General features: G+C 44.1%; 10 protein-coding genes and 1 pseudogene. 8 read left to right on the plus strand and 3 right to left on the minus strand.

Features of this window, described 5'->3' with window-relative positions; translation table 11 throughout:
* Positions 1-52: 52 nt before the first annotated feature.
* Complete coding sequence (modA, locus tag LAY57_RS03765) at positions 53-853, minus strand: molybdate ABC transporter substrate-binding protein (protein ID WP_275993561.1); 801 nt, start codon at positions 851-853, stop codon at positions 53-55.
* A 139-nt stretch (positions 854-992) separates the two neighbouring features.
* Between modA and LAY57_RS03770 the strand changes: the two genes are divergently transcribed.
* The 7 genes from LAY57_RS03770 (at position 993) to LAY57_RS03800 (ending at position 9,619) form a co-directional block, all read left to right on the plus strand.
* A complete protein-coding gene (locus LAY57_RS03770; RefSeq protein ID WP_249064961.1) occupies positions 993-1,553 on the plus strand; it encodes an FHA domain-containing protein in 561 nt (186 codons plus the stop codon).
* Complete coding sequence (locus LAY57_RS03775) at positions 1,550-3,502, plus strand: FHA domain-containing protein (RefSeq protein WP_249064962.1); 1,953 nt, start codon at positions 1,550-1,552, stop codon at positions 3,500-3,502. The genes LAY57_RS03770 and LAY57_RS03775 overlap by 4 nt, the downstream gene beginning before the upstream one ends.
* A gap of 628 nt (positions 3,503-4,130) precedes the next feature.
* Positions 4,131-5,015 (plus strand): hypothetical protein, encoded by an 885-nt coding sequence (locus LAY57_RS03780; protein ID WP_249064963.1) that lies wholly within the window; start codon positions 4,131-4,133, stop codon positions 5,013-5,015.
* A gap of 925 nt (positions 5,016-5,940) precedes the next feature.
* A complete protein-coding gene (locus tag LAY57_RS03785; protein WP_249064964.1) occupies positions 5,941-6,249 on the plus strand; it encodes a hypothetical protein in 309 nt (102 codons plus the stop codon).
* A gap of 27 nt (positions 6,250-6,276) precedes the next feature.
* The gene (locus LAY57_RS03790; protein WP_249064965.1) at positions 6,277-6,705 is read left to right on the plus strand and encodes a hypothetical protein; all 429 of its coding nucleotides are present in this window, start codon (positions 6,277-6,279) and stop codon (positions 6,703-6,705) included.
* Between the two features lie 173 nt (positions 6,706-6,878).
* Positions 6,879-9,086, plus strand: a complete 2,208-nt coding sequence (locus LAY57_RS03795) for a cation:proton antiporter (protein ID WP_249064966.1) — start codon at positions 6,879-6,881, stop codon at positions 9,084-9,086.
* 20 nt (positions 9,087-9,106) lie between these two features.
* Positions 9,107-9,619, plus strand: a complete 513-nt coding sequence (locus LAY57_RS03800; RefSeq protein ID WP_249064967.1) for a hypothetical protein — start codon at positions 9,107-9,109, stop codon at positions 9,617-9,619.
* Positions 9,620-9,706: 87 nt separating this feature from the next.
* On the opposite strand, the gene LAY57_RS03805 is transcribed toward LAY57_RS03800, so the two are convergent.
* Both LAY57_RS03805 and LAY57_RS03810 read right to left on the minus strand, forming a co-directional pair.
* On the minus strand, positions 9,707-10,801 hold the full coding sequence (locus LAY57_RS03805; protein WP_249064968.1) for a BLUF domain-containing protein: 1,095 nt from the start codon (positions 10,799-10,801) through the stop codon (positions 9,707-9,709).
* A 15-nt stretch (positions 10,802-10,816) separates the two neighbouring features.
* Positions 10,817-12,232, minus strand: coding sequence for a serine/threonine-protein kinase (locus LAY57_RS03810; RefSeq protein ID WP_249064969.1), 1,416 nt, complete (start codon positions 12,230-12,232; stop codon positions 10,817-10,819).
* 72 nt (positions 12,233-12,304) lie between these two features.
* Between LAY57_RS03810 and LAY57_RS03815 the strand changes: the two are divergent.
* Positions 12,305-12,757, plus strand: a pseudogene (locus tag LAY57_RS03815) (hypothetical protein); the annotation flags it as partial.

The raw sequence follows: 12,757 nt of genomic DNA on the forward strand, positions 1-12,757 counted from the left end.
ATTTTTTTCATCGCATCCACATCAATGAATTGCTGGTAAATCAGTCAGTGAATTATTGGTTGTCAGCATTTTTATTCAGAGTAAATCGGTATTTTAAAAATACTGCTTCAGCTCGATCGGTTTGAAGAAATAGGATAAATTCCTTGGCATCGGGGATATTTTTACTGTTTTTAAGTACGGCGGCAGGATAGATAATCGCAGAGTGGGAGTTTTCGGGTGCGATCGCTACAATCGTGATTTTATTTGATAGGATAGCATCTGTTGCCAAGACAATGCCTGTATCTGTCTTTTTATTTTCCACATAACCTACTATCTGAATCGGATCTTGAACAAAAACAAGCTTCGATTTTACCTGGTTTAAAATCCCAAAATAACTGAGAACTTCCAGGGAATATTTACCTATCGATACAGTCTGGGGATCTGCTAAAGCGACTTTTTTGACTTGCTTGCGGGTTAAGTCTTTGAAGTCGGAAATATCTGTAGCATCTTTTTGCGCGATCAATACCATTTTGTTGCTCAAGAGATTTTGACGAGTTTCCGCAAGCACCAATCCCTGGGACTGCAAAGCATCCATTTGTTTAATTCCAGAAGAAATGAAGAGATCGGCATTTGTTCCCCGTTGGATTTGTTTTTGGAGCATACTTGATGGGGCAAAATTGTAAGTAATGGAAACATTACGCTTTTCTTGACTATAAAGTTTCTGGATATTTTTCATAGCGTTTTTCGCACTGGACGCACATAAAATATTTAGGGATACAGGTTTGGCATCTTTTGTGGTAGCGTTACAGCCCAGCAAAACCAGAGATATAATAACTATCGAGCAAATAAGCTTAAATATCGGGGTATTTTTCATCGGGATAGGAGTAGGTTATTAGCTATTGTAGAAATTGAGGACTCAGAGAGGGAAAGAACAGTTAAGCTGGAAATTGAGAAATCAAAGCATCATAGACTGAAGAACTTTATTAAATATAGGATTTAGTAAGAGCAGGGCGATGAACGAACTAACCTTAGAGTGGGAAGAAGCAGGTCATTTGAGAAAGCAGATTATTCGCGATCGACAGCTAAGTAAAAATGCCGGAACCGTTCGGCTGGGGCGCGATGCCCTTCGCTGCGATATTGTGCTGACACATCCAACAGTTTCTGGGCTGCACGTTGAAATATTCTTTAATCAAGAGCAGCAACAGTTTTACCTGCGAAATCTGCGAGAAAGCAATCCTCCGTGGGTAAATAGCAACAGACTCACGACTGATGAGATAACTTTAACCCAAGGTAGCACTTTTCATCTGGGAGAAACGGAAATCAAAATTACTGCCGTAACTCTAGCTGGTAGCAGCGTTCCCACGACTATTTTACTTTCGCCTAACTCACCAGGGAAAGCAAGTCAGCCATCACCTGTTGCCGCCAATCAAACTTATGGTTTGCGGTGTCCCAATTCCAAATGCGATCGCATTTCACCTTACGAACGGTTAGATTTAGGGTGTCTTTGGTGTGGCACCTCCCTAGCGGCAGCAGCAAGTGTTTTGATGACTCCCAGGGGGAATCAACCATTATGAATCCACAACCCTTGCAAATTCGGCTTAGCTGGTCAGATCCAGCCACAGGACAGCGACGAGAACCTATTTTAGCTGTTCCTATTGCCCTGGGACGCGAGTTTGCCCAAATGCCAGATGAACTCCGGGGACTGCGCGTTTCCCGGATACTGCTCAATAGTGCCGAAGTCTCTCGCTATCATGTCTCGATCGATGAAGATAGCGGCACTTTGGTAGTAATTGACCAAAACAGTCAAAACGGCACTTTTATCAACGGTCAGCGTCAGGCGCGGAGTGTGCTGGGGAATGGCGACACCCTCCAAATTGGGCCCTACCAAATTACGATTTCCTTCCTCGCCAGTTCATCGATATCCACGATCGCTTTTCACCCAGACACAGATTTACCCGACCCCCGTCTGGTGGCGACGCCAAGTAGCGATAATTTTCCCCCACTGGTGTTTGGGCAATCTCAAGTAGCTTTGCAAGACCTTCACGCAACGGGTTTGCCAGTTGAAGAGGTTGACTATGCAGCAATTGGTGCTGGTTTAGGTAGCTTTTTTTGGGTCGATTTGCTGAGAATTTGCGGGGTAAAAATCGATCGCATTGCGGCTTTGGGAATGGAAGAAAAGCCTTATGCGCGTTACAAGCGTCTGTGCATGAATTCTCAGATTCCTTTACACGAAAGGTTGCGATCGAACTCCGATTCCTGTCCCGATAATATTTGGGGTTGGCCCAGCTATGCTTTGCGGGAAGTGTGGCACGATTTACTCAAAGGGAAAGTCAGCGATGCTTTGGGGTATTTGTGGCAAGTATTTGCTGAGCCAGATTTTGCCCAAACTTACACGCCTCGTTCTGGAAATGTGTTTGATTCGATCGATCGCGAGTCGAAACGAATTGGTTGGGAGCAAATGTTTCGTCACGGTAGCGTGCGTGCAATTCGCAAAACATCTGACGGACGCTATGTTCTAGCCTATTCTCGCCGTCGTTCCAGCACAGGTAGTCCCGATCGCGCTTTCTTAATCGCGCCATATCTCCAGCTTGCCACAGGCTACCCAGCGATTCAATTTCTGCCCGATTTAAAAGCTTATCGGGAAAAAACAGGCGATTTTGAATCAGTGGTAAATGCCTACGAACAGCACGATCGCGTTTATCAACATTTAGAACAACATGGCGGCACGGTATTGATTCGCGGTCGAGGAATTGTCGCTTCGCGAATTGTACAGCGGATTTATGAGGCACGCCAGAAGAACAAACAGATATCTTTGTTGCACTTAATGCGATCGGCCAAACCCCAAGGTAACAAATTCGGTTCCTCTCAACGCCAAGTAGAAAATCACTACGAATTTCAACCATTTAACTGGCCGAAAGCTTGTTGGGGTGGCGAATTGCGAGAAATGCTCGAAAAAGCCGACCCAGAAGGGCGCAAGCGCTTGCTAGCACATTGGGGCGGTACAACTACAGCCGATCGCCGCGATTGGAAACGCATTGTGCAGCAAGGGGTCAATGAAGGCTGGTATCAAATTACCTTTGGCGAAGTAGAAAAAGTAGAACGCGACGACACCCAAAATCGTACAGTTACTTACATTCAAGAAAAAGGATTAAAAGGGCAAATTCGACTCGAAGCTGACTTTATTATCGATGCCACCGGACTCGACGCCCACGTAACAGCAAGTCCCCTCCTGGGCGACCTTGTAAATCACTACAACCTGCCTCTGCACGACAATGGCAGACTTGTCGTTGCCAATGATTTTGAAGTAACAGATATGCGAAATCAGCGCGGTCGAATTTATGCCGCTGGAGCCATCACTTTGGGAGGCCCTTATGCAGCAGTTGATAGTTTTTTAGGATTGCAATATGCCGCACTTTGTGCGGTTGATAGTTTAGCAGCAGTACAAGCACCAAGATTGGAGCGATTAAATGCGTTGAGTTCTCTATGGCAATGGTTGAAGTGGGCGACGAATAAATCTCCCTAATTACTCTATATTTTCAAAGTCAACCTCATCCGTACTGGTTGAGGTTGACTGCTAGCCTTACCGTTTTTTCATAAACAAATTAAGTAATTTTTCTCACTTAAGTTAACCATTAACATTTTTATTAAGTAGGTGGGCGTAAATAAACTGAACACCCAGAAACCGGGTTTCGCAGGAGTTACCGGGTTTCTTAGGGCGCGGCTGTTTTACGTTTAATTATGCCCACCTATCTTCTTTACTTCAGTATTTTTTCTAATAGACAAAGGCTGGAGTTTTATAATTGAATGGTTTATCAAGTTCGATTCAATTGCTTAACGCTCCAAGTGGGGCAAGAATAAAAAAAGCAAACTAGGTGCGTCTATGAGATACTATGGTGTGACTTTTAGCATTGGCTTTTTGAAGCTACGTATTTCGACAATTCAGGCATTTAAAAGTTTCCGCAACAGAAGACTTTTATCCTAAAAACCGATTCTGACCAAGCGGATTGGTAGATGATGGAGTGCCGTTGCCCTAATTGGGAAAGAGGTTCCGGGGGATAGGCGTAGAGCCATTCCACATCGGCAAGGTTGCACAAAAAGCTATGGCATCTGATAGGACTGATTAAGTAGCAGTCAGTTCATGGGGATATCTCATGCGTAATTTCTTTCTTTTCTGTTTGGCTTTGGCTTTAGTTTTGGTAGGGGCAATGGCACTGAGCCATGCGTCCCTTGGCTTTACCGCTTCAGAAAATGCGGGTATTGAGAGGGTAGCCAACATGAGAACCGTAGAACTGATTAACAGTGATGATGTCGAAGAAGATGGCATCAGTCTGAAAATCTCGTCTTGGCAATCTGATGAACTTATACTATCCATCCCAAAAAAACATACAGGTACCAATATCTCTCTGGATTTTGAAGTTTATTTGACTAACCATAGGTCAACTAGAGCTTCTGTCACCCTGGGCGATATTCCTACCCCAGAACTTGTTAACTCGGATGGTAAAAAGCTACAACCACAAGGAGAAGCCGGTAGAAACCAGCAAAGCAAGCCTGAAGAATTCGGAGGATACGATTGTGCATTCCTTGAGCCTGATGCACCTAGCGCACGTAATTACTTTGGCTTTGGTCTGAAAACAAAACTGTCTTGGCATAATGACAAGCTGCAACTGGAAATTTCTGATAGATTTGGCAACCTGTGGTTTTTTGATGCTTTAAAGCCAGAAACTTACCAGCTTCGATTCAGCTATGACATCCCCGATGGGACAGCCTCATGCTACGACCCAAACACGATGCGACTTAGGACAATAGAAGGAATTCAGCCAGGGAGAGGAGTGACTCAATTCATCAAGCTTCGCCTTGTCGAGACTATACCAACTGATAATAATGCCATAGAAGTTGATGGTGTTCGCTTCAAAATCGAAATGCCCAAATCTGTGCTGACTATTCCGGCAAATCAGCCCGGTGCTACAACGTCTGTAAAGCCTCTAGCCCAACATCTTACTCAGTCCAGCCCGGAGAAAGCGCACTCTTTCTTTTAAATGCAACACTTTCTTGGAAGGATAATAAGCTTCAACTGGCAATCCCTAATGAATCTAATGGCTTTTGGTATTTTCGCGGACTCAAGAATGGGGCTTATCAGCTTCGGTTCATCTACAAAGGTTATGATTCTGTGTCGATGGAAACAGAACTAAGACTAGAGCTACCAGGTGATTTATGGAAAGGTTGGATAGCTATGCACCCAGTAGAGATTTACTTAGTTCAGCATTGAACCAAAGTTGTTCTAAATTGTGGTTTGTAGGTAAGTTTGAAGTTTTTCAGTGTGTATAGAAGCATTTGCAATATAAGGAGGTTACATCGCCCAGCTTGAATCACCCATCAATTGCGATCGCGATTTTTCTTAACTTATTCAGCAAACCCCATTTAGCTTGGTGGGCGCTTATTTTCTGGGAAGTTAACCCAGTTGTGAAACACAAACCTTCGCTGTCAACTGCCTTAAGATAGAGTTAATTCAGTATTTCCCCAGAGCAATTGTTTTAATTTCATATACTTCTCAGTAAATACACTGGCTTTAGCCTGCTTTTGAATAGCGGAAAATCTTTTCGTCCCATTGGGTTCGTCCCTTGCTCTACTTGTGACGGAGGAACGCCCAAACGCTAGGAACTTTCAGCTTATTTGCGCGTCGGTTATTTTTGTGCCATTCCAGCAGCATCATAGCCCAATGCCCTGGTTCTACGCCTCACAGCCGGGGAGGAATTAGGATGCCGATCGACTCGATATCAGTAGACATACTGGCAATTTAAGGCTTCTTTATCAAAACTTTAAAGTTTTCTCCTTGTTCTTTATCAATACTTGACCTCATCAGCGAAGACTTTCAGGCATTATTAATTTAACTCAGCTCAAAGCAAGGTTAAAGCTGAACCAACAAACGGAATGTTTTGCACTGAGAGATTGGGAGAACTTTAAATGCTTGGATTAAAAAATTTAGAAAAAGTCTTACCGGCAATTAGACGCTACAAGTGTAAAGAAGCTGAAATGGGCAACAGCTATCTCCTAGAGGATTTGACGATCAGGCGCGTAGCCAGCCACTTCGGGATTGGCTGTGTTGCTGACCCAGAAGAGGCATCGATGATGTCTAAACTAATGGGATTACCAGTTGTCGCCCATTCTGTTTGGGCTAGAAGTCTTGATAAGCTGGAAGTGGGAAAAATTTACGAAGGTCATTTGCAAAGTAATCTTCAATACGAATTGCCTCAACTAAAGCTGCAAAATTAATGCAGCAGAGGGATTAAAATTTTATTAATGACTCCTACACTTTTTGGTCGTTGGCAAACCCGTTTATTACTGCTTGGCACTGTGGGCGTGCTGATAACTTTGCCCTTTGGGCTGGGCATTATTGGCCTTGGTGCTGACTTTGTTTATTTTTGGGTTGTGGGATATATCGCCGTCTTTGGTTTGGGCTGGGATATACTTTACGATCATTTGCAGAAGTTCCGCTGGGATAGAGATTGGCCGGGACTTTTTCAACTATTTGCTGGTATTTGGGAAGCGATATTTTTAATTTTAATTGTCAAAGTTCTATCATTGCCTCTGCCGGGAATGCAAAACTTGGATATTGGCTGGTTTGTTCGACACTACAGTTTGGTTTGGCTGGGTGTCTATGTGGTATCCCAAACACTGATGCGGATTTTATTTCCCCGTTGGCGTTTTCGGGGTGGGCAATGGTTATAGCGATTTTAGATTGAGTATATGGCGATCGCAAATAAAATTCGATCGCAGTTCGCCGGGATACCGATGAGTGCGTACCTTGGGGGGTAAACTGAGGGCAGGGTTTTTGACTACAGCTTAGATCTGGTGCCAGCAGGCTGGCTGTAACATACCCAATCGCCGCCTTTGAGGAAACTATGCACACAGTCATCCTAGTCCTGATTGAAGTTCTGATTGTGATTGGACTTTCCCGGCTTGTAGGTTTGGGATTTCGGTGGATCAAGCAACCCTTAGTGATCGGCGAAATCGTGGCTGGGATTATGCTGGGGCCATCTTTGCTGGGTTTGGTTGCTCCAGGAATAGCAGCCGCTTTATTTCCAGCAGAAGCCATTCCCTTTCTGAATGTGCTGTCCCAGGTGGGGCTGATCTTTTTCATGTTTCTGATCGGCCTAGAACTAGACCCAAAATATCTCAAAGGCAATTTGGATATAGCAATTTTGACTTCCCACGTCAGTATTTTGACGCCGTTTTCTTTGGGAAGCCTGCTAGCCTTGCTGCTTTATCCCCTGCTATCTAGTAACAGCGTCTCCTTTACCGCCTTTGCCTTGTTTTTGGGCGCGGCGATGTCGATTACGGCTTTTCCGGTACTGGCGAGGATTATTACCGAAAACAACTTGCAAGGGACGCGCTTGGGAACTTTGGCGCTGACTTGTGCGGCGGTGGATGATGTGACGGCTTGGTGCTTGTTGGCGTTAGCGATCGCAGTTACTCGCACCAACAGCATGATTGGCGCTATCCCCACCATTATCGAGTCTTTGCTTTACATCGCATTCATGGTAACGGTAGGGCGTTGGTTCTTACAAAGAGTTGCCACCCATTACGAACGCACCGGACGCCTCAGCCAATTTCTTCTGGCTTGGATTTATATGGGCGTTGTTGCTTCTGCCCTCATCACCGAAACGATCGGCATTCACCTAATCTTTGGGGCATTTTTACTGGGAGCGGTAATGCCTAAAAATGCCGGATTGGTGAGAGAAATAGCTGAAAAAACAGAAGACTTTGTACTCATATTTCTATTACCAGTCTTTTTTGCATATAGCGGTCTGCGAACAGAAATTGGCTTGCTCAACAGTCCAGAATTGTGGTTACTTTGCTTAGCTGTTTTGGGAGTGGCAATTATTGGTAAGTACGCTGGCACTTATGTAGCGGCGAGAGTTTGCGGTATCGATAACCGAGAAGCTTCTGCACTCGGTTGGTTGATGAATACTCGCGGCTTGACTGAATTAATAGTTTTAAATATTGGGCTAGAACTGAAAGTAATTTCACCTTTGTTGTTCACCATGTTGGTGATTATGGCACTGGTGACAACTTTTATGACTTCGCCTTTGTTGGAGTGGACTTATCCGAAAAAGCTGATTCGGTTGGATATGGTAGAGTCAGAACCCGATGTGGAAACTGGTTTAGGTGCTGTTCAACCAACTTATCGAATTTTGGTGCCAGTTGCTAATCCCAGTACGCAGAAGGGGTTGCTGCAACTGGCAGTTGCGATCGCAGGCACGAAATTGCAACCCGCTGTCGTTCATCCCCTCAGCTTGATCGAACTGGAAGAAGACTATTTATTTCAAAGCACCCCAGCTGAGGCAGACAGGTTGATCCAACAGCGTCGCGATCGCTTAGAAGAACTAATTCAAACGCTGGAACCGCCAGAAACCCGCGAGTTGCTGCATCCCATTGTCCGCATTTCTAATGATGTCGCACGAGAGACGGCACAGATCGCACAACTCGATCGAGCCGATCTGATTTTGGTAGGATGGCACCGCCCAGCTTTTAGCACAAATCGCTTGGGAGGACGAGTCGGGCAAATTCTCAGTACGTCACCCGTAGATGTGGCGGTATTTGTGGATCGAGGACGAGAACGACTGGAAAATTTGTTAGTTCCATATTCTGCCAACATCCATGATGATTTAGCCCTGGAAATCGCTTTAAGACTACTTTTCAATCGCGATCGCTGTTGCCTCACTATTCTGCGAGTTGGACAAGAGAATCCGATCAAAATGGATTTCAGTTACGAATTTCGCGCTGTGATGGAGGGATTGCCAAAGCAGGTAAGCGATCGCATCGATATCCAAGTTGTCGAAGCACCAAATCCAGTCCAAGCTGTCGTAGAAGCGTCGCAAAACGTCGATATCACCATTGTTGGCACCAGTCGCGCTTGGGGAATTGAACGTCAAACCTTGGGGGGCTACACTGATGTACTCGCAACTGAGTGCCACTCGTCTCTGCTGATTACCAGGCGCTACAGTCATGTTACCTCTCACCTCGCCTCAGTACTGGGAATAAGAAATAGGGAAGTAACAGAACAACAAAGCAAAATCTCCCCCGAACAGCAAATTTCTAATCCCTAAATCTAAAATCAAAAATCCAGATGAGTCATTTTAACTTCAAATCCTTAGCATTTTATGGAACGGCAATTGGTTCGGTTGTCATTTTGTTTAAAATTGTCACCGTTTACGGTCAGAACCTGAAAGCACCTTTTCCAATTGACGGTCGTTATCGCATCACTGCCCAAAATTTGCCCGAATGTCTGCAATCGGATGACTTAATATTAAATATTCAGCAGTCTGGCATTTACTTAAACGGGTCTTTATTGGCTCTCAGCAAAAACGTCGAAATGCCAAATTCAGCCTCTACATCCGAAACGATTGTTCAGCCAAAACCCTCTCTAGTCGGGCGATGGAAAAATCAACAATTGACCCTATCTGGGTCAGTCAATAAGTTAAGTTCTTGTAATAACAAGGTCAATCTCTCAATTCAGGCAAATGTAAATCAACAAACCATGAACGGTCAAATGACCTTAAATTCAACGACGCAGCCAGTCAAATTTACCGCTCAACGAGAGTCTAACGAGCAACAGCAAAAAAAGCAAGCAAGTCATTGATTAGTTAGTGAGTATGGTCATCTTAGGTATGTTGTTGCGCTTCAGCGCTATCTTAAAGAGCGCTGAAGCGCAACAACATACCTAAATCTAAAATCTAAAATTTGGTTCGGATTTGCACATTCGTTGCTTTTTGATTTGGTCTAGATAATTGCTAATATCGCCAGCCATTTGAATATTATTACTTGGCAGATTGGTAATTTTATTATCAATAGAATAAATTTCAATTAGCTCCTCTTTTCCTTTTACCTGACATTGCCCCAGCTTGACAAAATCCCAAGATACTGCTGTACTGCTTTTCACGGCTACTGATAAAATTAGACAACGCGAAAGATTTCTTGTTAAAGATTCCAATCTTTGAGCAATATTAACAGCATCTCCTATAATTGTGTAGTCCATTTTCGCATAAGAGCCAATATTACCTTCAATTACCTCGCCTTGCGCCAGACCAATACCATTGTATAAAACTCGTAAAGGGCTACCCTCTGGGGCATCACTTCGTAATTTTTCAACCTCACTTAATATATCTAGACTTGCTTGGATAGCGTCATCAGCTTGTTCGGCTGAAAAATAAGCCATCACGCAATCACCAATAAATTTATTGACCTCTCCTCCTCTCGCTAGAATCGAATTTGTGCAAATGGTAAAATACGTATTCAAAATAGCTACGATTTCCTCGCATGGTAGTTTCTCCACCAAGGTAGAGAAAGAGATAATATCGCTAAATAAAATGATTTTTTCTACTTTACGAGGCGTAACTAGAAGAGGATTAATGCCGCTACTGATTAGGTTGACAATAGTTGACTGAGTGTATTTTTCCAAAATTCTATATGACTCATTTAAGGTTCGCAGCAAAGATCTTATTGGTTTGATAATTAAATCTGGCTTTTCATCTAGATTGATAGTTTGCATAGACCAATCAGGAAACATTTTTTCTTTAATATCATGCTCTGTCTGCAAACATAAAATGTCAGTATGTCTATCATCAACTAATATCTTTTCATACAATTTATCAATACTTTCTTCTTCTCCTTCAAGAATTTGAAAAAATATATCTTGCGTACATAAGAGAACGCCAGTGATGTTCTGTTTTTGATTGTTTTTTCGTGAAATCGCACCTATATTTTCGATTTCTTGAATAGAAAGATGGCGAGAGGATTTACTAATGTATGTCAGTCTTTTCATATTAAAACTTGACGGCTAATCCATTATTCCAGATGAGAAGATCCATAAAAGTAAAAGCAACCCAAAAATCACTAAAATTGCGATCGCTGTAATTCCCACAATCAGCCATCCTGCGATCGCCCACGCCCTTTGATGAGCTTTAAACTCAGAAACACTGCGCCACTGGCGACTTTTCCAAGCCCACTCATTGCCTTTGACTCCGAGAATAACTCCCATAGTCAGCCAGGGCATACCTAAAGAGAGTACCAAAGTTGGATCTACCCAAGCAAGCAGTCCAATCCAAACCCGATTGCTCAGACACCAGACACCCGGTAGCAAAAAAGCTCCCCAGTTCCAGCCTTGGATCTCATCCGGCACCCTGACAGAGCTATCAAATATACTACCTTGACCGGAATTATTAGCAAATACAGTTTTTACTGCCGATAAAGCACCCAGGGGGGAACGATGAACGGGTGTGTGGAGTGGTTCTAGAAGTTGCAGGATTTCCTCAGCTGATTGAAAACGCTCGTAAGGTTTGGGCGCTACCATCCGGGAAAGTATCTCCTTTAGCTGAGTACTCAAGTTTGGCACTTCTTTATCCCAAACCCAATTCATCGTTTCCGGATCGATGAGTTGTTGAGGTTGTTTACCAGTCAACAGGACAACAGCTGTAACGCCCAAAGCATATAAATCGCTGTAAGGTGCTACGATTCCCAGTCGTATTTGCTCATCTGGAGCATAGCCAATTTTACCTAAGCGGGTGCTGCTGTCGGAGGAGAACTGATTTAGCGTACCTGTTAGCTGGGTGGCGACATTAATTGCGATTCGCTTGACGCCGCCTAAGTCAATCAAGACGGGAAGTTTGTCGTGAGAGCGGCAAATAATGTTGTCTGGGGCAATGTCGCGGTGAATAACGCCTTGACGATGGAGATAACTTAAAACGGGGAGAAGTTTTCGCAATAGTTCTACGATTTCTGCCTCGTTAAAGCATTCACCTTTTTGTAGTCGCTGGTTCAACAAGGATTGATAAGTTTGCCCTTCAATATAGTCTTGAACTATAAACAGGTGTTTCTCTTGCTGAAAAAATTCCCAGAACCGGGGAATCTGGTAATGTTTGAGTTTGTGAAGCATTGCAGCTTCCCGTTCAAACAGTTCGTGGGCTTTCTGGAGGTTGTACGCGCCTTGAGCGAGTGGGGTTAGTTCTTTGATAACGACTGATTCGTTGAAGCGACCAGTATCTTTGACTAGATAAGTTCGGCCAAATCCTCCCTGACCTAGCTGATACTGAATTATGTAGCGATCGCGCAACTTTGTCCCAGAGTGCAATCCAGTTTCAGATGTTGCGACGCCACCCGTGCTGGTGTTTCCGCTTTGCAGAGATACACCGCAATAAGAACAAAACCGATATCCAGTAGGATTTTGATGCCCTTGGCTACAAGTGATGACACTCATGACGTTATTGCCCCAACCTCTGCTATCCTAACTGTTGCTACGCGATCGCTTATTAATTCAATGGTAGAAGTATTGATTACGGGTAAGACTAAATTGCTGGGTGTTATCGGTCACCCGATCGAGCATTCCCTATCCCCAGTTATGCACAATGCAGCCATTGCGACGCTGGGATTAAATTATGTCTATGTGCCTTTGGCAGTAAAGCCGGAAGATTTGGAGAGAGCGATCGCTGGTTTTGGCGCGATCGATCTTGTCGGCTTTAATGTTACCATTCCCCACAAACAGGCGATTATGGCTCTGCTATCAGAAATATCGCCTCAAGCAAAAGCAGTAGGAGCAGTTAATACCGTTTGGCGTAACGAAAACGGTTGGAGTGGTACGAATACCGATGTGGAAGGGTTTTTGGCACCACTTATCAACCTCACCCCCCAACCCCCTCTCCTCTGGGAGGAGAGGGGGAGTAAGGATTGGGTGTGGTCAAAACCCGTTGGTGATGTAGGGGACAAGGGGGACAAGGGGGACAAG

The organism is Argonema antarcticum A004/B2 (assembly GCF_023333585.1).
Lineage (GTDB): Bacteria > Cyanobacteriota > Cyanobacteriia > Cyanobacteriales > Aerosakkonemataceae > Argonema > Argonema antarcticum.